Raw genomic sequence first — 23,319 nt, 5'->3', positions numbered from 1 at the left:
CGCCTGGCTTTGGATGATTGTGATGGCTTGGCCGTGGGCGACCCTGGCCGCGGACTCGCCGGTGCCGGATGTGACTTTAAAAGCGATCCTGTCCGGCGCGGGTATCCAGGCGCACGGCAGCGATGCCACGGCTGCCGGCGTCATGGCTGAAACGATTCGATTGAAAGGTTCGAACGCGCGCATCGACTACGACGGTGGCCCGCAACAGCGCGGCAGTGTGTTCCGCGTGGGTAACCGCACCTGGCTGTTGCCATCGGGAAGCACGCGGCCTCTGCCGGTGAAGCACCTGCCAATCGCCTCGGTGACGCGGCTGGATACCGACAAACCCTGCTCGGAATTGGGCCTTTCCTGTTTGCAGGTAGACGACCGCTTGATCGCCGGACGCCGCGCCACCGGTTGGCGCTACGACCACGCGGGCAGGGCGGGTCCCGACGGCACCGATAGCGGCGTGCTGTGGATCGATCAGGAGACCGGTGTGTTGCTTGCCATAAAGGCGAAAGACACCAGCGAGCGTGCGTACAACATGGAGACGGTGGCGATCGACTATGCCGCGCTACCGGACAGCGCCTTCACGGTGCCTTAGGCGACGGCGCGAGTCCCGTTTCGCTGCAAGGATGGATCGAGCTTGCAGTGCATCGTGCGGGCCGGCTGAGGTTTCGATCGGCGCAAAAAAAGCAGGGCCGGCTCTTTGCGGAGCCGGCCCTGGATGCTTTCGATAACTCGATGGATCAGGACTGCGAATCGTCGCTCTGCGCTTCGGCGTCGTTCGACTCCGCTTCGCCTTCACTCTGGGCCTTCTTCTTTGCGGCCATCGATTCGAGTGCGCCCGCGCCTTCGAAGCCGGCGACGGCAGCGGCGGCTTCAGTGAGCAGGCCAGCGTTTGGATCGAGCTTCTTGGCTCCTTCGACAGCAGCCACGGCGCCTGCAACTTCGCCCAATGTATCCAGAATTCCCATGACGACCTCCGGTGGTGGTTTGATAAAGACGTGGTGCACGCTATCAACAACGGATCGAACTGAGATTAGGAAAATTCCTAAAGCGCCAACGTATCACGTGCGTGCAATCCGGGGCGGGGCAGTCAAACCGCCAATTCAGCCAACAGTGATTTGACCCGCGCGGCAATGTCATCCCGCACCGCCCGGTAGCCGTCATCGTCGAGGTGCTTAGGATCTTGCAGCGCCCAATCCAGCCGAAGGCGGGCTGGCACCCACGGACAGCTGTCGCCGCAGCCCATGGTCACCACGGCATCGAATTCGCCGGTAACCTCATCCAGGGATTTGGACGCGTGCGTGGTCAGGTCGTAACCCAGTTCCTGCATGAATTGCACCGCCCTGGGGTTGATGACACCGGAAGGACGCGAGCCTGCACTGAGCGCTTCGACCGCATCGCCGCCGTACAGGTGCGCAAAGGCCTCAGCCATTTGACTGCGGTTGGCGTTTTCGACGCAGACGAACAGGATGCGCTTTTCGGTGGGCATGGGCTTGGGTTGACGGTGGGAGCAAAGAATCATGCCTCACCAAGGGTTCGGTTGACGTTTCTTTTCCAGCCGATGCCAATAAAAAGCCCGCGAGGGGAGCTCGCGGGCTTCGGGGTCGTCCATCTGTACATTGCTTAGCCGGGAGGGGAGGCCTAGGTAAGCGGTGGGACGGGTGTCTCACGACATGGAATAACTATACCGTACGGTTTGTTAATAGAATGTAACCGGACCAGCACCAATGTGGGCTTACCCTGGTCGCGCAGCCGGCCCATCGACCCGTGATGCGGATCGTCGGTTAAGTGCCAACGCGGTCAGTTCGTAACGGTTTGGAATGGGACCGAGCAGGTAGACACCTGCGGGTAATAGCCGACGCCGGGGCAGTAGTAATAGACGTTACCGGTCGGCGGAGGCGGCGGGGCAGGCGCAACGGAGGGTTCTACCTCTTCGCCCTGATCGTCTTCGACGGGTTCCGCATACACCACCTCGGACACATAAGCGGGGTAGGGATAGACCGGTTGGTCATAGAAATACCAGGCACCGCCCGCAAACCACCACCAGCCCATGCGTCCGTCGTGAAACTCGTGGCGCCAGCCGCCGCCGCGCCACGCGACCTGATCTTCGGCCGAGAAGTGTGCGAAGTCGCGGCCTGCGAAATGGTGGAAATTTCCGGGACCGCGATACGGGCCCGGGCCCATGGGGCCATGGCCATAAGCGCCTGGACCCACGGGACCACGCGGATAAGGTGCAGCCGGCATCGGCACGTGGCCGTATTGACCAGGGGTGTACGCGGGGCGACCGGGCTGCCAGTGGCCGGGTGCCTGGCCGGGCGCTGGCGCCTGCTGCCGTTGACCGTCCTCCCGGTGCTGGGGCGGTTGATCCTGGGCCACGACCGCCGTCAACGGCAGAGCGGCCAGCACGGCCATGCAAAATAGTTTCCGCACAAAGATCCCCTGATGAATGAAAAACGGTTTGGGAGATCATTGCTTGCCAATGGCTAGCGCTGCCTGAATGCTTGATTGCCATCCGGGTGTACTTGTCCTGCGCTCTGGAAGGTTGGCGTTTGGCTGAGAGGATGCCCGCGGCATTTCTTCAACTCCCCACGAGGAACGCTATGGGATTCAGATCGTACTGCTCAGTGAATGCGCCACTGTCAGGTGGTTATTGCGATCCGGCGTCTGCGAGGGTGGCCAAAATTGAACCAAGGTCAATCAAAGTCTCATTTAAGTCATGAACATTGGCAAAGGGCGAGAAGATCATGAGAGCCGCCATTAAAGCGTGGAGTTTTCTATTTCTTATTCTGCTGGGGGTCTCAGCTCCACGTGTTCATGCCGCTGAAAAGAGTCAATGCTCGGATCTGGTTAAGTTCGAGCCAATTACGACATTGCCGCTTAATTACTTAGGATGGCTCGCGGATCCGATCTCCAGTTCGAATGCAAACGGCGGCGTTGTTTTTTGGCCATTCGATGAGGAAAGTTACCCCACAAGAGGGGAGTGGGCCTCACTTGGCATAGTGTTGGGTAATTCTGGTGACATAGGTGCCCAATCTATTGGCGGCATCATATGGGTGAAAAAGAGCATGAGGCCACATATTGACTATAAGGCGGCAGACAAGAGCTCACGTGTCACTTTTACGGTTCGGGATGAACAAGAGGAGTGCAGCCAGGAAATTACTTTTGAACTGGACAGCAATCGGAACGTAAATTTCGGAGGGAAAGTGATCGGAAAGGCTAAATCCATTGCGGAATAGGCATCCGAGCCAATTAAGCTAAATGCCGTCGATTCGCCATTCAGTGCGGTAAGCCTGCGCGGCACAATCTCTTTGTGTCTCAGATGTGGAGCGTCGTTGAACAAACACGCACGGCTCGTGCCGAAGTCACTGTCCAAGCCAGTCAAATTTGTTGAGCGACGTTGAGGGACTAACCGCCCGGTTCTCTGGGTCGGCCTCTCTACCGAGCGCGATCTCGTACGCAGCCCTAGCTACAGAGCATGATGTGCTTCCATGGCTGCCGTGCAGATGCCGGTGCAAACCTTTCGGATAGTTAAAGCCGGGACCCCAGTAGTAGAAGTTCCGAGCGCGACAGAGTGGACATATCGCTCGCTCTTCGCCGAAGTTCTCGTCTGCGCGAATTGCTGTGGCTAGATATGCGGGTACTTCAAACGCAAAACGAAAAAAAGCCAAGGTCTGTCAAGACCTTGGCTTTTTAGTTTGGTGCCGGAAATAGGAATCGAACCTACGACCTACGCATTACGAATGCGCCGCTCTACCAACTGAGCTATTCCGGCTGAGCCGCTTAGTGTACGGAGCCGGCCCCCCGACCGCAAGCCGTGTGGCTCGGTCGGGACCGGAGTGTCGGAATGCGCTGATGGCCGGCCGGAACATCCGGGCGGGGCGGCCGTCCGGCCCCGTACTCGCTGGCGAGACAGTGGCCGACTGACGTGCCGAGTTTCCCTGGGCGACATTGTTCGCCAGGATTATCGGGACAGTTGGACATGCCGCATTTGCCGTTACAACGGGGCGTCACCTTGATCGAAGTGCTGGTGGCGGTGCTGATTTTCAGCGTCGGCATCGCGGGGGCGTCGAGCTTGCTGGTGCTGGCTGCGCGCTCCAGTCATGCGGCCTATGTGCGCACCCAGGTGGTCTTCCTCGCGCAGAATATGGCGGAGCGCATGCAGGCCAATCTCATGGGGGTGTGGCAGGGGAGTTACGACGGCAGTTATCCCGACGCATCCAGGCAGGACTGCGCTGCCGGATGCACGCCCGCGCAGCTGGCCAGGCACGACCGTGGGCTCTGGAGCAGCCAATTGGTGACCTTCCTGCCGCCGCCCGTGCACGCAAGCATCGCGTGCAGCCACGCCGGCCTTGCCTATGTGCCGACATCGGGCCAGGTGGCGTTACGGCCTCCCTATGGCGGCGATTGCAAAATGGAGGTGAGCTGGAGCGAGCGAGGCAGCACGGCAACGGCTTCCGATGAACAGGCCGGTGCGCAGCAGACGTTTGCCTGGGAGTTTCAGCCATGAGCGGTTGCCTGCGGGCTCAGCGCGGCGTGTCGCTGGTCGAGTTGATGATCGCCATGGTCTTGGGTCTGCTGGTGAGTGCGGGCGTGATGGCGGCGTTTGTTTCCTCTTCCCGCGGCAACCAGGTGCGGATTCAGCTGGAGCGATTGCAGGAAGAAGGACGTTTCGCCGTCACCCAGATCCGCAACGATCTGATCATGACCGGAATGAACTACTGCGCAGGCACGGGTGGCAATGCGCACGCCACGGCAGCGGGGCCTTATCTGGATGAGCTGCGTGCGCCGACGGTGTATGCCAGCGATCCGGGTGCGCTGATCGCCGCATTGAATGACCTGACCACGCCATGGGGTGATCCTTATCCTCCGGCGCCGGCGGAGCCGTATTCCCTGCCGTCGTTTTTTGCCATGCGCGGCTACGATTGCTCGCCGAGCGATTGCAAGCCGGTCGATCCCAGCAACAAGCGAAACGCCAAAGGCATCGGCATTCCGGCGATGGGTACTGCCAAGGATGCCCGCGTGATCGGTGCATCGGTGCTCACCGTGCGCTATCTGGATACCTCCGCGGCGTGGATGTTCGCCCCTGATGGCGACGGTATCGCTGTTGGAGCCGATGGCGCGTTGTCCATCGATCTCGGCGCCGCGACCGAAAAGAGCAATACCAAGACCTTTCCTGGCGGCCATCCACTGGCGATGCTGTCCGATTGCTCCAGTGCGCAGATATTTGCCGTGTCGGGGCAGGGCACCAGCCGGCTCGTTTCATCCGGAAACAACTTCGCGCAGCCCGGCGCTTTTCGAAGTGCTCTTGCGCCTGCGCTGTTCGACCTGAGCCGCGACTGGCGCACCGTCACCTATTACCTGAAAGTGGTGGATAGCGACGATGACAGTGGGCATACGACCGGTGCGCTGGTTCGTCGCATCAATGGCGGCTCGACGACCGGTGACCGTGACGGCTCCGCCGAGGAAATCGTACGCGGCGTCGAGCGGCTCGATTTCAAATACGGCGTGCAGAAGGCGGACGGCAGCGTGCGTTACTACAGCGCCGAGCAGGTGGACAACAGCACGCGTGCCGATTGTCCCGCACCACTCTTGTCCATTCGCGGCAGCGACGATCGGGGTTGCCTGTGGCGCGCGGTCAGCCTGATCGAAATCGATCTGTTGATGGACGGCCAGCAGCCCTTGTACACCCTCACCGAGGATGAACTGACTTATCCCTACGCGACGGACGGTTTGTTCGAGCCGGCGCCTCCCACGGCCGAAGGACGCAAGGTGACGCCCGTGCAGCAAGGTTTTCCCCTGCCGATGTTGCGGCGTGAATTTACCGCCGTAGCGGCATTGCGCAACTTCAACCCCTAGCCGGATTTCTGTCGCAAGGATGCTGATGTGTCAAACCATTACCTACTTCTTTCAACGCGTCTTCGTTCACGCCCGCAGCGCGGTTTTGCGTTGCTGGTAGCGCTGATCTTTCTTTTGCTCATCACGTTCCTGGCCGTCGGTGCGGCACAGCGTTCGCTGTTGCAGCAACGCATGGCGGGAAGCTTGCGCAATGCGCAGCAGGCCAGGATGAGTGCCGAAACCGCCTTGCGCGGCGCGGAGTACCAGATATGGCTCAAGGCAGCCGGTGCGGGGTTGCATTGCCAGGAGGGGAATATTTCGAGCGACGACGGCTGTATCGTCTACCGCCCGCAAAGCAGGCCTTATGCAGCAGGCGGCAAAGTGCGTATCTTCCGCACCGCAACGGGCTGGGTAACGGGCATCGGCAAGCGCTACAGCGGTCCGCAGCGTCGTGGTTATACGCGTGACTTGGGCCAGCCTACCTCGGTGCTTGCGTACGATCCGGTTTATCTCATCGAGGATCTTGGCCGCGAGCGGCCGCCGGGAACGGGCGGCTTGCACGAATCGGGTAACACCGGCCCCAACAATGGCGATGCGGATGAGCTCGATCTGCACATTTATCGCATTACCGCACGCGGTGCAGGCGGCAATCCGAACGTGGTGAGCGTGGTGCAGAGCACCTTCGATGCGCCTTCCGGACGGTGAGCGGCACAGCATGCATACGCGTAGGCAAATAAGTGCATGGATGATTGGCGCGTGCCTGTGCGCGTTGAGCACGTCCTCGTTGCAGGCCGCGGAAAATCCGCCGGCCAACACCGTGGAATTGAGCCCATTACCCCTGGATAACACGCAAGCCGCTCCATCGCTTGCGGTGCTGGGCCTGAACGGCAGTGTGACCGGAGCGGGATTGCTTGCGTTCCAAGGCGGCTACAACCCGATGGATTGGTCCGGCGTATTGCGGGCTGCCACGGTGGATGACGATGGTGCGCCGGCCAGCGTGGTATGGGACGCGGGTGTGTTGCTCACGAACGCATCCGTCACGCCACCCGACCGCCGCACCCTGCTTACCGCCGGGATGACCGCCAACGGCATTGCCGGCATGGCATTCGAACCGGCTGCGGCTTTTGACGAAGCGGAAGTGCAAGGCCTGATGACGCCTGCACCGGAAGACGCACTGCGAGACACCTTGGCGGCACGCGTGGATTACCTGCGCGGCGTGCGCGGCAAAGAACAGGATGGCACCTTGCGTCCGCGCAGCAGCCTGCTCGGCGCCATCATCCACGCGCAAGCGGTTTATGTCGGCTATCCCGCCGGCCGGTATCGCGACCACTGGCCGACCCGCATTCACGACAAATCCGTGCGCGCGCCCGAGATGGAAGCCGGTGCGCAGACGTACGCAACGTTCGTCGCCGATCAGGCCGATCGCACGCCCACGCTCTATATCGCGGCCAATGACGGCATGCTGCACGCTTTTCTATCTCCGCAACCCGATTGCGAGCGCATTCCATGCAAGCTGCCTAGCGACGCAGGCAAAGAGCGCTGGGCTTATCTGCCGCGAGCGGCTTATGCCAATCTCGGCAACCTTACCCAGGCACTGCATTTCCAATTCCAGCCCACGGTCGATGCCACGCCTGCTACTCGCGATGTGTTCTTTGGCGAGCGAGGACGGCACGAGTGGCACACCTTGCTGACCGGAGGGCTGGGCTTGGGAGGGCGAGGCGTGTATGCGCTGGATGTCGCGCGCGCCTCCCTGGGAAGCAGTGTTTTCCCTTCCCGTACCGTGTTGTGGGAGTTCGATGCCGATGCTGCGCCGGGGTTATCCATGGCAGGCGACGCATATCGACCTGCCGATCTCGGCTACACCTATGGTCAGCCGGCCGTCGCCAGGCTCGCCAGCGGCCAATGGGCAGTGCTGGTTCCGGGCGGTTACTTTCCGGATTGCAGCAAGTCCGATCGGCCCGCGCGTTGTGAATCCGCCGCCGAGGACGCACCCGCCGATTACGCCGCGTTGTTCGTGCTGGATGCACAGACTGGCGAAGTGATCCGCGAATTGAAGACACCGACCTCGATACCGGGCGTATCGGGCTATGGTCTCGCTACACCGGTGCTAGGCGACTATGACGACGATCAGATCGACGATATCGCCTTCGCCGGCGACCTCGCCGGCAATCTTTGGCGCTTCGACCTGTCTTCGCCGCGTGCGTCGGATTGGACGGTGACGCTGGCATTCCGTCCTGCGGTGCAGGGCGACCAGCCGATCACTACCTCGCCACGCTTGTTCCCCGGTCCTGCCACCGGCCGTTTCATGGTGGTGTTCGGCACCGGCAAGTATCTCGGTGCCGGCGATCGCAGTGCGGACATCCCCGTGCAATCGTTATACGGCATACGCGACCGGCTTGACGGCCGCGGCCGTCCGCTCACGGCAACACGCACCAATCTGCGGGCCCAGGCCTTGAGCCAGACCGTCGTCGACGGTGCAACATTGCGCAATCTCAGTTCCGTCCCCTTGTCCGCCAAGGACGATGGCTGGTACGTCGATTTGAACGTGGTTCCCGGCGAGCGTGTCGTCATCACCCCCACGGCGTTGTTCAATACCGGCTCGGTACTGGTCACCACCCTCATTCCGGATGGTCCCGCGCATGCCGGGCCGCAAAGCGCCGTGATGGCTGTCGATGCAGCCACGGGTGGCGCCGGCAACGCCGTGTCGTTTCAAGGCGGATCGTATGTGGGCGGCCTGACCGACAAACCGCGCAGCAGCGGTTCCTTGCCGGTGGCTACGGCAATCGGTGGCGGCAAGCTCATTCTCCCGGGTATCAGCTTGCAGGGCGGTCGCAACAAACTGCCCGTGCCTTTGTCGTTCGACAGCCCCATCTGGCGTCGTCGATCCTGGACCCTTTTGACACCCGATGACTGAAAGGAGGCAGCGATGCATCGCGCACGGGGTTTTACTTTGCTGGAGCTGATCATCGTAACGGGCATCTTCGCCATACTCGCGGCGCTCGCTACGGCCGCCTATACGCGTTACGCGCTTCGCTCGCATCGTTCGGATGCGCATCAGGTCTTGCTAGGCATCGCCAACGACGAAGAACGCTGGTATGCCACTTACAATCGCTACACGGCGGATCTTGGCAAGTTCGGCTTCGACGATATCGCGATGTCGCCCAATGGCTACTACCAAGTGAGCCTGTCGGTCGAAGCCGATTCGGCGCAAACCTTTGTGGTCTTGGCCACGCCGGTCCGCGCCCAGGCCGGCGATGCCTGCGGAAGTCTTTCCATCGACAGCCGGGGGCGCAAGTTCCCCGCGCGCAACGACGCACAGGCCAACGCAGACGGCTTTTGCTGGTGAAGCGGCGTGTTCAAGGGGGCAGGTCCAGCCGTTCCGCCAGGCCCGAATAACGCCGGGTGCGTTGCGCGAGCGCCTGCTCGAGACTCGCCGGCGTGCCGATCAGGCTCAGCCAGCGGCGGGCACGGGTGATGCCGGTATAAAGCAGCTCGCGGGTAAGGATGGGCGAGGCTTCTTCGGGCAATACCAGGGCGGTGTGTTCGAATTCCGAGCCCTGCGACTTGTGTACCGTCATCGCATAGACGGTTTCCACCTCGCCGAGCCGCGATGGAAGCACGCAGCGCACGACGTCTTCGCTCGCTTCATCCGCCCTGGACGATGCGCCGCGGGTCAATGGGAAAGCCGCATAAAGGCGAAGCGTGCCGTCGGTCGCTGGCATGCGCAGCGTGATGCCCACGTCGCCGTTCATCAGGCCAAGGCTGTAATCGTTGTGCGTCATCATCACCGGCCGGCCTTCGTACCAGCCGCGGTCGGTTTCGATCAGGCCGGATGCGTACAGCTTGGCGGCGATCTCCCGATTCAGCTGCTCCGTGCCGGCCGGCCCTTGGCGCACGGCGCAAAGCAACTGGAAGTGATTGAAGGCGTCGAGCACCTGATGTGCCCAGTGCTGGTAAATCGCGTGGTCGGCCTGCGCCAAGGGGCGTAGCTGTTGCAGGCGATCGAGATAGAAGCGAAATCCGCGCGGCGCATCGCCGGACGGTGCCGAAGCGAAGCGATCGGCATCGCCCTCTGTGGCGATGACGGCAAGCGGCGTATCGGCAGCGCCGTCAGGCAGCCATGCAATATCGGTAGAGCGAGACGCGAGCAGGGCGTGCACGCCACGTGCGTCGCCTGCGTTTACCGCAGCGGCGAGCCGGCCGATACCGCTGGCCGCGTCGAAGCGGTGACTGTCGCGAAGCATGGCTACGTGCTGGTCCAGGGGCGTGGCATCGTCGCGCACAAAAGCGCTGACATCATCGCCGCTGGTGTCGCGTAGCCAGGCGGCGGTCGATGCGCCGTAGTGGGCTTGCTCCGCACGGCGGCCGAGATCGCCGAGTACCGCGCCGGCTTCCACCGATGACAGCTGGTCCTTGTCGCCGAGCAGAATCAGGCGTGCTCGCGGCGGCAGTGCATCCAATACGGCGGCCATCATTTCAAGGTCGATCATCGAGGCTTCATCGACCACCAGTACATCCAGGTGCAGCGGGTGTCGCTGGTTGTACGCGTAGTGGCGACTGTCGGGACGGGCGCCGAGCAGTCGATGCAGCGTTTCCACTTCCATCGGAATGGCGGCGCGCACGGATTCGTCGACATCCAATTGCGCAATCTGCCGCGCGATGGACGTGTTGAGCCGCGCGGCCGCCTTGCCGGTGGGGGCAGCTAAACGGATGCGCAAGGGCTTGGATTGCTCGCGCAGATGCAGTGTTTGCAGCAGGCCGAGCAGGCGGACTACGGTGGTGGTCTTGCCGGTGCCCGGGCCGCCGGTGATGACACTGAACGCACCGCGCGCGGCCAGCGCGCAGGCGACGCGCGGCCAGTCCACGGCATCGTCCGGTGTCGCCGCAAACAGGCGCTGCAGTTCGCCGCGCAAACCTTCGACCGGCGTTTCATCAGTGTGCAAGCGCGTGAGAATGCCCCGCGCCACGTTGCACTCGTAGCGCCAGTAGCGGCGCAGATACAGGCGGTGTCGATCCAGCACCAGTGGTGCAGGCGCGGGCAGTCCGTCGGGTCCTGCCAGCAACGGCGATGGCGTTGGCGTACCTCTCGCCAGTTCGATCCATGCCGTTGGCCAATCGTATTCGGCCCCGAGCACGTCGAGCGCTTGCAGATCCAGGCAGGGATGGCCGTCGCCCAGCAATCGGCTGGCCAGTGCCGCCATCACCAGCAAGCGCGGCTCGACCTGCGCATCGCGCTCGGCAAGGAAGCGTGCGAACGCGGCATCCAGCGGACGCAACCGATGTTGCTCGACGCCATCGTCAAGCAGGGCAAGCGTAGCCTCAAGCGACATCGTTGCGCGCTCCTCGTGCAAACAGGCGGTCCATCGCGTCGATCAAGGCAAACGGCAAGCGCTCCACGTGCACGCCGTGGCCGGATGGATCCACGCCGCGCAGGTAAAGATAGATCGCACCGCCAATGTGGCGCTCATAGTCGTAGCCGGGCAGGCGCGCGCGAAGCTGGCGGTGCAGGGCGAGCGTGTAGATGGCATACTGCAAATCGTAGCGGGCGTGCAACGTAGCCTCGCGCATCGCTGCCGGCGTATAGGCGGCCGTCGTCTCGCCCAGCCAGTTGGATTTGTAGTCGATCACGTAATAGCGGCCATCCTGCTCGACGATCAGATCGATAAAACCTTTCAGCATGCCGTTGATGCGGCCATGCGGCAGCGCGGGACGCGGGGCGCCCTGCAGCGTGTGTTGGCTGACCAGTTGATCGAGACGATGCGTGTCGACGTGGTTGGCCTCGAACCAGAACTCCAGTTCGGCCTGATAGCGCCACCGGTTGTCGATATCGGCCAGTGCCAAGGTGCCGCCATCGGGCAGGGGCAGCGGCGTGCTCAGCAGCGTAGGCAGCCACTGAGCCAACGGTTCGCTCCACGTACTCCATCCGCGGCGCTGGCAGCGGCGAGTCACCTCTTGGCCCAGCAGGGGAAGATCGTCGACAGCCGTCGAGAAGCCGACCTCGGCGGTCCATTCCAGCAAGTCATGTAGGAAGGTGCCCGGCTCGGCACCGCGCGGGAAGGCGTGGATACCCGTGTCCTGCTCGATGGCCGTCCATTCCACTGCTTCGCGCGCCGTTTCGGTCAGCACGTCCTGGGTGGCGGTCTCTGGCGCCGACGGGCGCAAGGTCTCGCCGGCACCATGTGTGAGCGAGCTGTAGCTGGCGATCCACCAGGGTTCCGGCTGCGGTTGCTGATAGCTGCGCGCAGCGCGTTGCATCGGTGCGCGCTCCTGCGGATGGTAGCGATGGATGCCGGCAGGCTCGGTGGCGACGTGGATGTGGATGCCGTCTTCCTCGCCGCGGAGGGCGTGCAGCCGCGCAAGCAAGCTCGACGGCTCAATCGCCTCGCCGCCCGCCAGCACATAGCCGAATGCAGAGCGCGACAACGTGGACGCTTTGCTGCGGCCATCGACGGTGCAGGCCACGCCAAGCCAGCAGGCGTGCTCGGCGCGGGTCAATGCGACATAGAGCAGGCGCAGGTCTTCTTGCAAACGTTCTCGCTCGATGCGAGCCAGGGCGTCGTCGCCCGGTTGCAGGTCGATCCAGGCCTGGCCCTGGTCGTCGTGCCACGGTTGCGGGCTGTTTCTGGGCGAATCCTGGAATCGGCATACGAACGGCAACATCACCACCGGATATTGCAGGCCCTTGGACTTGTGGATGGTGATGATCTTCACCAGGTCGGCTTCGCTTTCCAGCCGCACGATCTGGTCTTCGGTAGTTTCCGTATCGCGCTCGCCGGCACGTGCAATCTGCACGGCGAGGTAGCGGATCAATGCGTGTTCGCCGTCCAGCCGGGTGGCCGCGTGTTGCAGCAGCTCCGCCAGGTGTTGCAGGTTAGTGAGCGCGCGTTCGCCGTTCGGCTTGGCCAGCAGGCGGGCGGGCAGGTCGAAGGCGTGCAGTAGATTGTGCAGGGTGGCGAGCACGCCGTGTCTTTGCCAGGTGGCCTGCAACTGGCGGAAGCATTCGCCGCAGGCTTCCCAATACGCTTCATCGTGATTGAGCCGGTCGAGCTCGCCGAGGTTGCGATCCATGCTCACGCTGGCGAGCGCCGTGCGCATGGCTCGGTCGGACGAAGGCTCGGCGCATGCCTGGAGCCAAAGCAAGACATCGGCCGCTTCCAGCGAGGCATACACCGAATCGCGTTCGGAGAGATACACGCTGGCCACGTTCCGCTGTCGCAGCGCCGCGCGCATCGCAGATGCCTCGCTGCCGCTGCGAACCAGCACGGCGATGTCGCGCGGACGCAATGCCGTTGCCTGGTGTTCGTTGCCATCTTCGAAAAAAGCGCATTGCCCCGCCTGGGCGGCATCGAGCAGGTCGACGATGCGTGCGGCGGCATGCGCCGCGGCCGTTTCGATGTAGGTGCCGCCGGCCATGACCTCGCCGCCGGCCAATACCTGCAACTGGATCGATGGCACGGGCTGCCCGTCATGCAGCAGGCTGCGCTTTCCTCCACTGCTGCGCACGGGTATGAAGGGCAGGCCGCGTTCGCCGTGGCCGAAGGCGAATGCGCCCCAGGGCTGGCTTTCCGCATGCTGGTAGATGCGATTGACTGCGTTGACCAGGGTGGAGGTGGAGCGGAAATTGGTGGTCAGTGTCCAGGTCGGCGATTGCGCTTCCCCGCGTGCGGCCAGGTAGGTGTGGATATCGGCGCCGCGGAAGGCGTAGATGGCCTGCTTGGGATCGCCGATCAACAACAGCGCCGTATCCGCACGCTCCGCATAGATGCGCTGGAAAATACGCCATTGCAACGGATCGGTATCCTGGAATTCGTCGATCAGCGCCAACGGATATTGGGTGGCCAGGGTATCGGCCAGCAAGGCGCCGCCAGGGCCGCTCAGGGCAGCATCGAGTTGGCGCAGCATGTCGTCGAAGCCGGGTGTGGCCTGCCGTTCGCGAATCTGATCGATGCGCACGTGGATCCAGGGCAGGGCATGCGCCAGCAGCAGCGCGGCGACCGGCGCTTCCGCATCGAGAATGTCGACCAGCTTTTCGACTGCGGCGAAGGCCGCGTGCGCCGGTGGCGTGCCGTTCTTGCTGGTGGCACTGTTCAGCTTGCTTTGCGTGTAGCGCTCCAGCAATTTCTTGTCGGCTTGCGCGCCATCCAGCCACGCGCGCAACGCCACGCTCTCGCGCTCCACAGTTTCCAGCCGGAAGATGTTGTTCTTGAGCGTTTTGCTCAACACCGCTTCGCGCAGCATCTGTTCGATCGCATCGGCATCCGCCGACCAGGCTTCGCGCGCTGCGTGCTCGGCTTGCCTTCGCGGTGCTTCGTGTCGATGCAGTGCATGTACCAGGTCGTCGACGGCCGGCAAGGGTTGGCCGTCGATGCGCAGATGCTGGGCAGGCAGGCGAAGCAGCGGCTTGATGGCGCGTTGAAGTGCGGGTGGTTCGCTCCATTGCCGGGCGATGCAGGCGGCGTCGGCCTGATCCAGCACGGCATAGAAGCGGCGCCAGTAGTCGCGTACGGCTTCGGCCAGCCGCGCGTTTTCGTCGGCGACTTCCTCGACCGACTCGCCGCCCTCGAACGCGTGTTGCGCCAGCATGCGCTGGCACCAGCCGTGAATGGTGTAGACAGCTGCTTCGTCCATCCATTGCGCCGCCAGTTCGAGCTGGCGCGCTGCGGCGGCTCGCGCATGGGCATCGGGATAGGCATCGATCAACTGCCGCAGAAAATCATCGGCCTGCTGCTGCCCGCGGAACGCGGCGGCGGCCGAGGCCAGGCGCTCGCGGATGCGTTCGCGCAATTCGGCCGTGGCGGCGCGCGTAAAGGTCACCACCAGGATCTGCGCCGGCAATCGCGGCGCTTGTCCGCCGTGCCCAAGCACCAGGCGCAGATAGAGGGCGGCAAGCGTCCAGGTCTTGCCCGTACCGGCACTGGCTTCGATCAGCTGGATGCCGTGCAGCGGCAGTTGCAACGGGGCCAGTGGTGCCATGCCGTTCACGATGCGCGCTCCACGGTGGCTGCATCGAGCAACGGGCGATAGAGCGCCAGCCAGTGTTCGAAACCGTCTGCGTACAGCGCCGCGAAATTCGGCCAGCTGCGGGCCAGGCAAGGCTCGTAGTCCACTTCGCCGCGCGAGTCGTTGTAGGCGCTGCCTTCATAGCGCGCCTGCGCGGCGTCGTACGGGTTCTTTTTCTCGCTGTGCTCGGCAAGCAGCCAGGCATAAGCCGTGCGGCGGCCGATTGCCGCGGGAGCATGCATGCCTTCGTACCAGCCGCGCAGCAGTTGATCCAGATGGGCGCTTGCTTCGTCGATGGGGCGGGCTTTGAGCAAGATCGAGGCATCCGCGGCAAACACGTGTGTGGAGACATCCACGCCGTTGGCGTTGGCAAGAAGCTGCAGGACCCAGGCATGCAGCATCCGGTCGAAGCGGATGGCGCCGTCTTGCAGCATGGAGCCCGTCATCGGCAGCAGGCGTACCGGTTTACCGTCGTCGCCAGCGCGCAGGTCGTCGAGCCAGCCTTGTATCTGGATATGCCTGCCTTCGGCGAGGGCGGCGTCGTAGCCGAGTTCCAACGCATCCCACGGTGTGTACCAATGCGCCACCGCGGCGTGCCAGCGCTTGAGGATGCGTCGCACGTCGTCGCCGATGTCATCCATGATCAGCGCGCCGAACCCGCCGGATGGCAGCACGCCGCATTGGCGCAGATGCAGTGCGGCCTGCGCAAACGCGTCGTGGCTTTCGTCGGCCAGCGTGGTTTGCAGCAACGCATCCGTCGCGGCGTGGCTTTCCAGCCGGTCCAGCGCAAAAGGCTCGTCGTCTTCGGGGCCGGTGTCGGTTTCACCGAAGCGAACTTTCAGGCGTTCGGCATAAAAGCTAGCCGCGGGCCGGGCAAGAAAGCGCTGCAAGACGGCGATGTCCAGCACCGGTGCTGCCTGCCAGGCATTCAGCGGAGCAGCCTCCACGGCGGCTGTGCGGCGATGGGCATGCGCCCATTCGGCGGCATAGGTGAACAGCGGCGAGGATGCATCGTCGCTGAAATAGCGCGGGCTGAAGGCTTGCAGCGGATGCGTGGTGATCAGCGCGGCCAGCAGGCGTTTGCGCGCCGGGTCATCGTCGGCGTGGTCATCGGGCAGGCGCCAGCCGGCGGCCAGGCAGTCGCGCAACTGGGCCACCAGCACCGACGGCGGCAGTTCGCTGTTGTCGCGCGCACTGTGACCAACCCAGCTTACGTGCAGCACATCGCGCGCGGAGAGCAGCGCTTCCAGAAACATGTAGCGATCGTCTTCGCGCCGCGACCGATCGCCTGGGCGATGCTGGCGCACGCCGGCCATCAGGTCGAAATCGGGCGGGGAAATGCGCCGCGGATAATCGCCATCGTTCATGCCCAGCAGGCACACCACCCGAAACGGAATGGCGCGCATCGGCAGCAAGGTGCCGAAGTTCACCGCGCCGCCCATGAAGCGCTGCGACAGGTGTTTCTGATCGATGGCCTGCAACCAGTCCTCCGCGACGATGGCGATCGGAATGGCCTGTTGGAAGCCGGCTTCGTTGCACGCGTCCAGCCAACCGTCCAGGGCTTCGATCAGTCTGTCGATGCGCAGGGTGTCGGCTTCGTCGCCGCGCGCATCGAAGCAATCGTGCAGCAAGCGACGCAGGCGCTCGCTCCATTGCGCCGGCGTGGCCGTAGTGGCGAGCAGTCGCCAGTAATGTTCCAAGGTATCCAGCAACTGGTTCAGCGGGCCCAGCAGGGCGGCGTCGAGTCCGCCGATTTCCGCATACGGCGCGATGTCGTCCAGCGCCGCACCGTCGCCGCTCGCATAACCGAGCAGCATGCGGCGCAGGCCGAAGCGCCAGCTGTTCTGTTCGTCGGCCGGCAAGCCCAGGGTTTGCTTCTGCCGTCCGTCAAGGCCCCAGCGGATGCCCGATTCGGTGATCCAGCGGCGCAGGGTTGGCAGGTCGTCGTCGCCGATGCGGAAGCGCCGGCGCAGCGCGGGCACGTCGAGCAGGTCGAGTACGTTGCTGGCAGTGAAGCGCGACTCGGCAAGCGACAGCAGCGACTCCAGCGCCACCAGTAATGGCGAGGCGCCGCGGCCGGGCTGATCGGCGATGCTGTAGGGCAGGTGGCGCGGATCGTCCGCTGCGATGCGTCCAAATACGGCCTGGATGTGCGGGGCGTAGGTGCGGATGTCCGGCACCATCACCATCACGTCGCGCGGTGCCAGGGGATCTCCATCGCGGGCGGCGCGTTCGAACAGATCAAGCAGCCGGTCGTGCAGAATCTCCACCTCGCGCTGCGGGCTGTGCGCCACGTGGAATTGCAGCGATTGGCGTTCGGCCGGCAACGGCTTGCGCCTGGCGGCATCGGCGGGCACCGGTTCCAGGTCGAGCACGGCTTGTTGCACCTGGTGCAGCAGGGAATCGCGGCCCACGTCCTGAAACACGTCGATGCTGCGCTTGATCTCGGCGAAGCGGTCGCGGTAGCGCTCCGGCTGGTCGAAAGCATCGAGCTGGCGGATGAAATCCCGTCCTTGCTTGCCCCAGGCGGCCAGCAGGGGATTGGCGTGCAGGTGTAGATCTTCGTAGCGCGGTTCCGGAGGCAGTCCCGGCTTGCCGACGTGACGGCGCTGTGCAGCCAGCAGCAGTTCGCGATCCTCGATGATGTCGGCCCAGTAATGCCGGCACGGGTTGGTGACCAGCAGCAGTACCTGGCAATGGCGCGAAAGCGCGGTCAGTGCTTCCAGTACCTGTTGCGGTAGCGACGTGATGCCGAACACCACGATGCGCCGCGGCAGCTCTCCGGGAGGGATATCGCCCGCCTGCATTTGCTGCATGAAACGGCGGTGCACGGTGGCGCGGTGGCTGTGCCGCTGTTCGGCGGGAACGTCGTCCAGCAGCAGCCGCCAGAGTTTGGGCTGCCAGCGCTGCGCAGCGGGCAGTTCGATCGCGTGCTGGCGGTTATCGCGCAGCACGTCGTTGCGGTGTTCCCAGTCTTCCAGCCAGTCGGCGCGGAACACCTGGTATTGATCGAACAGATCGGCCACTTGCGCGGCGAGCTGGTGCAGGCGCTGCCAATCCTGGACGTTGCCGAGCAGGCTGCGCAGGGGCGCAAAGGCCGCATCCCCCAGGTGCTGCGGCAACAGGCGCAGCAGGCGCCACACCAGCCGGCTCTTGTCGAACGGCGAGGTGGCCGGCACCGCCGCCGCGCCCAGCGCCGCGCGGTAGGCCTGCCACAGGAACCTGCCCGGCAATTGCATGTCCACCGCCGCGCTGATGCCGAGGCCGCCCGCGTCCAACGGCCGGGCCAGCGCCAGCTTCAGCCACTGCGCGATGCCGTTGCTCTGCACCAGCATCACTTCGTTTTCCAGCGGTTGCAGCGGCGCGCGCTGCAACCAGGCCACCAGCAGATCGCGCAGATCCTCCTGGCGATTGCCGTGGATCACCATCAGGCCGGATTCGATGGGGTTGTCCTGTGCCGTGCGCGCGGAGGCACTCACGGTTGGCGGCGCCTGGCGAGGTTCATCGGGCGCGGGGTCCGGTCGGGCGGTTCGCTGGCTTCATTCGGTCAAGGGTCTTGGGCTGGATCGGTTGGCGGCGCGGCAAAGGGCTTCGGCGATTTTAGCCTTAATCAGGGTTATCAAGGCTTTGTCCCGCGTCGCTCGGGGATTGCCCCAGATTGGACCATCCATGTCGAGATGCCGTGTTCGAGAAGAACCCGTGAGGACGGCGAGGTCTTCGCGTGATGCCGTTCGCAGGCCGCCAGTTGCGGCGAACACGTTTTTTTCGCAGCGATGAATCAACGCTTTGTGATGGCTGCGTGTTTCACTGTGGTTTCACGCCGTGAAACGAATCATCAAGCCGTTTGGACGGCCACACGTGCGCATAAACAGATGTCAGACCGCCGGTCAAAAAAATACACGGGGTGATCGATGGTGAAGGATCTTTGGGCGCGCCCGTGGGCGCGGGACATTGCCATCTTCATGGCATACGGGCTCTTGTCGTTTGTCTTTCGAGAGCTTTCCGTTAGAGAGTGGGAAATCCTGGCTGGACTTCGCCTCGCTGCTCTCTTGTTGTGCCCTTATCGCTATTGGCCGGCGCTCGTGTTGGGCGAAAGTTTCTACTACGTCTATCTGGCAGTTGATTGCGCCAGCAAGTGGGGGGTGATGTGGAGCCTATGCGTGGCGCCGCCCCCCATTGTTTATGTCATTCCGTTCGTATATTGGGCTAAAGAGAAGTGGAGCCCCGTCGAGCGGCAGACGGTCCATGCTGGAAGGTTGCTTAGCTGCGCACTAATTGTGTCCTTCGTGCTGATGTTGCGTAGCATGGGTCTTCTTTCGATCATGCGTCTTCCTGCAGGATTCGTCGTTGATTACCCCACGTTGGCTACGGAGTACACGCTTGGCAGCTATTTGGGGATTTTGACCGTCACACCGCTTGCTTTATCTGTCCATCAAATGATGGAAGGAATGAGCTGGCGCCAGCTGTGTAGCAGGGTTGCCGGAAGTCGCCTTCTGTTTGAAAGCACGTGCATGGTTGTTCCGTTGCTGGTGTTCATGTTTTGGGTTGCGACAATCGCATCACCTGAAACTCAGGTGCGCCAAATAATACAAATAGCCATGTTTTTGCCAGTGTTGTGGCTCGCATTGCGCCATGGTTGGCAAGGTGCCGCCGTGGGCGGTGCCTTGGCGAGCTGCGTCGTGATGATGCTTACGCCCGTGCATCACGATTACGATACCTTCCGTGCAGAAGCCATCGTTGCTTTTGCGATATCCACCATGTTGTTGATGGGCGGGCGCATCGCGGCATTGGATCGCAGTGCCAGCAAAGAGCGGACGGATTTTCAGATGGCGCTCGCACTCGCGCAGCGCAATGTCTATGTTGGCGAGATGCAATTACGCATGACGTCGCAGGCATTGGAACAAGTCCGCGAAGCGGTTCAAGCCGGGTTTTCATTGATGATGGGGCGTCTTCGTCTTCTACAGCCAGCTGTCGATGAGCGAGGTTATCAGCGCCAAATTTCCTTTGCCCAGGATCAGCTATTCAGGCTGGCAGACGGTTTGTATCCTCTCGCTTTGCGAGAAAGGGGGCTGCCCAACGCGCTACGTGAGGGTACCTTGGCGAGGACGCTTGGCGAAGGAGGGGTGAAATACGAATGCGAGCTTCAGGGGCCGGTGAGCGAGCTTTCCAATGCGCTTCGGATGACGATTTATCGAGTTATCTGGGAAGCTGTTACCCATGGCTGTTCGAAGAAAGACATTAGCGCCGTTCGAATCCGGATTCGAGGCTTGGAGCGTGGTTCGCGCCGTGGCGTCTTCGTTAGTGTCTATTTTTTCGTGGATGTCGCCGGTTCTAAATTTATTTTGTGGGACGAAATGCTTTCAAATTTGATTAGAGCTAGTAGTGGTTTTAGTCTTCAAGTGATTCAAGATCGTGCCGCTGTTTTCGAGGGTTATGTCAAGAATCGCGCTTTTTCATCAGCGCGAGTCATGGGTGTTTATATGCTCGATCCGCGAGAATCCGGCGGTGAGTGACGCCGCCGGGAGAGTTGGTCGCTGGTATGGGTGACCGCTGGCAATTTAAGGCGTGTTAGCGACGTGATCGCACTCGGTTGGGTCGTCGCACGTTTCTTGGCTGTTTATGGCGGAAAATGTTGTCGTGCCGTCGCTCTGTGGCGTGGCGGTGATCAAGATCGAATTATCTTTGTAAATGGTAGTGGTTGCGGCGACGGGGTGGCCATTTGAATGCGCAGTTGCCGCCAGTTGCGGCGTCGACACATACTGCGAGAATCGACCGATCGGAAGCGTAATGAACTGGCCGCCGACGGCTCCAATGGCGCCCAGCACATTGCCGTTGAGGTCATTGACCTGCACGTATTTCACTCCATTCAACACAAACACATAAACGTGCCAATTCGGGCTTGCGCTCACATCGGTCGCATTCGGCCAAGCCTGTCCTAACCCCGTAGATGATGGGGTGGCGGCCATGGCAAAACCCGATACGCCCATGGCTAGCAGGGTGGCGAGTGCGGCGCGAGTTAATTTCTGCATAAATCTTCCCCTCAGTGTGGATGATGGTGTCAGGTGGCCGGCGCCCATCCCATTTCGAGGTGGCGCCAGGCAGGCGGTTTTCGACCAGGAAAGAGCGTTATTCAGGAGGCCACAGTAGTGCGTGACAGGCCTGTGAAAATGCGGTTTATTGGATCGATCTACTGCCAATGATGGATGCCCCATTACCCTGGCATTTCGTTATGTGCTTTTTTTACGCGGCGAATGTATTGGCGCGTTTTATGGTTATCGATGCCTGGTCGGCCTGGTGCACAGCGAGCGATGCGGTTATGCCGGGGTGTTCGGTTCCGTGGCGGGGTAGGCCAGCACCCCGGGGCCAGCCGGTATGGCTGCGGAGGTCATACGTGCGGGTTCGACGTGCCCCGGCCGCATCAAATGGATGACTTCCTCGCTGGCGGCCATCAGGTAATCGGCGATGATGCGCCGGTGGCAGCGCCACCAGACGGCTTCGGCACACATAATGGCGCAGCGCTGGTCGTGGCCCAGTTCCAGTAGTTGGGCCAGCCCTGCGTGGAATGTTTCGTCCATCGCATAGTCGGCGTAATTGTGGAAGCTTTCGTTTTCCCAGAATGCATTTACATCGCGCGCCACGGTGCGATTTTTGCTGCGCAGTCCGCCGAGGGTTGCAATGCGCCGATAACCGATGCCATAGGGTGCCAGTGACGCCGGCAGCGTATCTTCGTTGTACTGCGGATTGGTGCGCGACCGCGGCACTCTTCGAACGTCGATCACCAGGGTGACGTTTCCATCCTGCAACATGCTGACGAATTCGGGGATCGGGTGCGTGGAATGGCCGATCGTATAGAAAGGAGCGCTTTTCACGGCGTGCTCGTCAATGCGGGAGCTTTTTCAATGCACGGCCCTTGTGCATGGCGACGTGATCGGTCTTGTCGCTCTGGATCTCGTATTGCGGATCGTCCTCGCTGGCGTGATGCGTATAGCCTTTGTAATCGACGTCGCGGGTATGCACGCGCACGATGTGCCCGCTGACTTGGCCGGCCTCGGAATTCCAGCTGACGTGGTCGCCTACTTTGAACGGCATGGCTGCTCCCCCGGCTGTCGTCGGAAACGCGAGTCACCATTATAGGCGACGCTCGGAGCCGGCCTGGTATCGCCGGCTTCGCGCAACGTCGCATTCACTCGCCGGCGGGTACCGGCGACTGCACGGTATAGCCGTCTTTCTCCAGCGTTTTCAGGTAGCCGTCATCCACCAGCAGGTGACGCATAGGCAGCAGGGCAACCGACTGCGTGTCCTTGTCCAGGGCCGCCCTGGCGGCCTTGACCCAGGCCTGTTCGACGCGGCTGGGCAGGTCGGTCATGCCTATCGACTTGGCAAATCCGGTGCTGCTGATGGCGGTCAGGCATTCATCTTGCTGCTTGGTCGAGAGAATCTTGCCCAAGGTTTGCAAGTCGCCGGTGGCCCAGGCGTTGGCCCGCTCGGTGGTTTGCGCAAAATTCTGGTCGATGGTGTCGAGTATGGCGCTGAGGCATTGCTGGTCATTCATCGTGGTTTGCTTGAACTGCTTCGCCGCACCGCGCGGGTCGTCGAGCACCAGGGTGTAGGCGGTGGTGGTGAGGGTCACCTTGTCATGGTTGGCGGCCGAGTAGACAGCATTCACCACGCCGCTGTTGTCCGTCAGCCCCGATTGACTGAGCGCTGCGGCGTACAGTTTTTCTCCTGCGAACGTCGGGCGGAGCCGATCGACTCCCCAACTGTGTGGCAGGTATTTGTTTTGTTGCACGAGCCAGCGCTTGTAGAGATCGGGCGGCAGCACTTGCTTCAAGGTTTGTCCGTCGGGAAGCTTCTTCAACCCGATCATGGAGGGCATCAGCGCAAGCTGTCCCCAAAAACCGAGGTTGGCACCGATTTCCATGCCCGGCGGCTTCAGCACCTCCTGCGAGGAAGCAATCAGTTGCTCAATCTTCGACGACTCCCATTGCGCGTGACTGGGCAGTGGCGAGGTAAGGCCGAGCACCCACATCACGTGGTTGCCCTTGCTGATCTTCCACAGTGCGGGGCCGGGCAGCGATCCGGAAACGGCCACTGGCGCCAGGGTGACGGCGGAGCTGGGCGAGGGTGGGGACGACTGGGCGGATGCGCCGAGGCTGGTGAAGGCCGATAAGCAAAACGCAGCAAAGCGTTTAACGCGACGTGCTGTGCGCATGAGTTCCCCTGTGAGATCCATCTGACGTGTTTGGTTGATGTCTGATGCCTGTTGCCGGCGAAAGTTCAGCGATGCACGTGGTGATAGGCGAACTCGGCTTGACGATGGGCTGACGCCGCTTTAGCTTGAACGGGTCGCTGCCAATTCAGCGACCGGGTGTCAGAACCCGTCACCTCTAAGGCGCGCGCGCCGTCAGGCGCGTTTTCTTTGCGCTAACACCCCCGCTTACCTATGGCGGGCGTGCCGGGCAGGCTTTGGCCTGGCCGGGTTCTTAGAGGACCGGT

At 62.4% G+C, this 23,319-nt stretch carries 18 protein-coding genes and 1 tRNA gene; 8 read left to right on the top strand and 11 right to left on the bottom strand.

Translation table 11 applies throughout. The features are described 5' to 3' along the window. Window positions 1-22: 22 nt before the first annotated feature. Window positions 23-583, top strand: coding sequence for a hypothetical protein (locus ISS99_RS18500; RefSeq protein WP_204633081.1), 561 nt, complete (start codon window positions 23-25; stop codon window positions 581-583). 145 nt (window positions 584-728) lie between these two features. Here the strand turns inward: ISS99_RS18500 and ISS99_RS18495 are convergent, their stop codons facing one another. The 3 genes from ISS99_RS18495 to ISS99_RS18485 all read right to left on the bottom strand — a co-directional run bounded on the left by ISS99_RS18495 (window position 729) and on the right by ISS99_RS18485 (window position 2,400). Then, window positions 729-956, bottom strand: coding sequence for a hypothetical protein (locus ISS99_RS18495; protein ID WP_204633080.1), 228 nt, complete (start codon window positions 954-956; stop codon window positions 729-731). 122 nt (window positions 957-1,078) lie between these two features. Further along, window positions 1,079-1,477, bottom strand: a complete 399-nt coding sequence (locus tag ISS99_RS18490) for an arsenate reductase ArsC (protein WP_204633079.1) — start codon at window positions 1,475-1,477, stop codon at window positions 1,079-1,081. A gap of 311 nt (window positions 1,478-1,788) precedes the next feature. Then, complete coding sequence (locus ISS99_RS18485) at window positions 1,789-2,400, bottom strand: hypothetical protein (RefSeq protein WP_204633078.1); 612 nt, start codon at window positions 2,398-2,400, stop codon at window positions 1,789-1,791. A 332-nt stretch (window positions 2,401-2,732) separates the two neighbouring features. On the opposite strand from ISS99_RS18485, the gene ISS99_RS18480 reads away from it, so the two are divergent. Further along, window positions 2,733-3,224: a hypothetical protein gene (locus ISS99_RS18480; protein WP_204633077.1), complete on the top strand. Its 492-nt coding sequence runs from the start codon at window positions 2,733-2,735 to the stop codon at window positions 3,222-3,224. Between the two features lie 460 nt (window positions 3,225-3,684). Here the strand turns inward: ISS99_RS18480 and ISS99_RS18475 are convergent. Next, window positions 3,685-3,760, bottom strand: a tRNA-Thr gene (locus ISS99_RS18475). A gap of 207 nt (window positions 3,761-3,967) precedes the next feature. Here ISS99_RS18475 and pilV point away from each other — a divergent pair. From pilV to ISS99_RS18450, 5 genes are read left to right on the top strand one after another with little or no spacing between them, the layout of a single operon-like run. Further along, window positions 3,968-4,495 (top strand): type IV pilus modification protein PilV, encoded by a 528-nt coding sequence (gene pilV, locus ISS99_RS18470; protein WP_204633076.1) that lies wholly within the window; start codon window positions 3,968-3,970, stop codon window positions 4,493-4,495. Then, window positions 4,492-5,844 (top strand): PilW family protein, encoded by a 1,353-nt coding sequence (locus ISS99_RS18465; protein ID WP_204633975.1) that lies wholly within the window; start codon window positions 4,492-4,494, stop codon window positions 5,842-5,844. Before pilV ends, ISS99_RS18465 begins: the two co-directional genes overlap by 4 nt. A gap of 27 nt (window positions 5,845-5,871) precedes the next feature. Beyond that, window positions 5,872-6,528 carry a pilus assembly PilX family protein gene (locus ISS99_RS18460; protein ID WP_204633075.1) on the top strand — a complete coding sequence of 219 codons (657 nt, stop codon included), beginning with the start codon at window positions 5,872-5,874 and terminating at the stop codon, window positions 6,526-6,528. Between the two features lie 40 nt (window positions 6,529-6,568). Continuing rightward, entirely contained in the window at window positions 6,569-8,737 is a 2,169-nt protein-coding gene (locus ISS99_RS18455) for a pilus assembly protein (RefSeq protein ID WP_204633074.1), read from the top strand. Window positions 8,738-8,749: 12 nt separating this feature from the next. Beyond that, window positions 8,750-9,169 carry a type IV pilin protein gene (locus ISS99_RS18450; protein WP_204633974.1) on the top strand — a complete coding sequence of 140 codons (420 nt, stop codon included), beginning with the start codon at window positions 8,750-8,752 and terminating at the stop codon, window positions 9,167-9,169. 10 nt (window positions 9,170-9,179) lie between these two features. Here the strand turns inward: ISS99_RS18450 and recD are convergent, their stop codons facing one another. The 3 genes from recD to recC are packed head-to-tail and all read right to left on the bottom strand — an operon-like array spanning window position 9,180 to window position 18,302. Further along, on the bottom strand, window positions 9,180-11,153 hold the full coding sequence (gene recD / locus ISS99_RS18445; RefSeq protein ID WP_204633073.1) for an exodeoxyribonuclease V subunit alpha: 1,974 nt from the start codon (window positions 11,151-11,153) through the stop codon (window positions 9,180-9,182). Beyond that, window positions 11,143-14,796 (bottom strand): exodeoxyribonuclease V subunit beta, encoded by a 3,654-nt coding sequence (gene recB, locus ISS99_RS18440; RefSeq protein ID WP_239538173.1) that lies wholly within the window; start codon window positions 14,794-14,796, stop codon window positions 11,143-11,145. The genes recD and recB overlap by 11 nt, the downstream gene beginning before the upstream one ends. 5 nt (window positions 14,797-14,801) lie before the next feature. Then, the gene (gene recC / locus ISS99_RS18435; protein WP_284343693.1) at window positions 14,802-18,302 is read right to left on the bottom strand and encodes an exodeoxyribonuclease V subunit gamma; all 3,501 of its coding nucleotides are present in this window, start codon (window positions 18,300-18,302) and stop codon (window positions 14,802-14,804) included. A 432-nt stretch (window positions 18,303-18,734) separates the two neighbouring features. Here recC and ISS99_RS18430 point away from each other — a divergent pair, with 432 nt between their 5' ends. Next, window positions 18,735-20,336: an MASE1 domain-containing protein gene (locus tag ISS99_RS18430; protein ID WP_204633071.1), complete on the top strand. Its 1,602-nt coding sequence runs from the start codon at window positions 18,735-18,737 to the stop codon at window positions 20,334-20,336. A 45-nt stretch (window positions 20,337-20,381) separates the two neighbouring features. On the opposite strand, the gene ISS99_RS18425 is transcribed toward ISS99_RS18430, so the two are convergent. The 4 genes from ISS99_RS18425 to ISS99_RS18410 form a co-directional block, all read right to left on the bottom strand. After that, window positions 20,382-20,852, bottom strand: coding sequence for a hypothetical protein (locus ISS99_RS18425; RefSeq protein ID WP_204633070.1), 471 nt, complete (start codon window positions 20,850-20,852; stop codon window positions 20,382-20,384). 285 nt (window positions 20,853-21,137) lie between these two features. After that, window positions 21,138-21,692, bottom strand: a complete 555-nt coding sequence (locus ISS99_RS18420; RefSeq protein ID WP_204633069.1) for a DUF488 domain-containing protein — start codon at window positions 21,690-21,692, stop codon at window positions 21,138-21,140. A gap of 10 nt (window positions 21,693-21,702) precedes the next feature. Next, window positions 21,703-21,912: a hypervirulence associated TUDOR domain-containing protein gene (locus ISS99_RS18415; RefSeq protein ID WP_204633068.1), complete on the bottom strand. Its 210-nt coding sequence runs from the start codon at window positions 21,910-21,912 to the stop codon at window positions 21,703-21,705. A 94-nt stretch (window positions 21,913-22,006) separates the two neighbouring features. Further along, on the bottom strand, window positions 22,007-23,035 hold the full coding sequence (locus ISS99_RS18410) for a TraB/GumN family protein (RefSeq protein ID WP_204633067.1): 1,029 nt from the start codon (window positions 23,033-23,035) through the stop codon (window positions 22,007-22,009). Window positions 23,036-23,319 lie beyond the last annotated feature (284 nt).

Origin of the sequence: Dyella mobilis (assembly GCF_016904945.1) — a bacterium.
Taxonomy (GTDB): Bacteria; Pseudomonadota; Gammaproteobacteria; order Xanthomonadales; family Rhodanobacteraceae; genus Dyella_B; species Dyella_B mobilis.
This window is presented reverse-complemented; position numbering and strand designations above follow the sequence as displayed.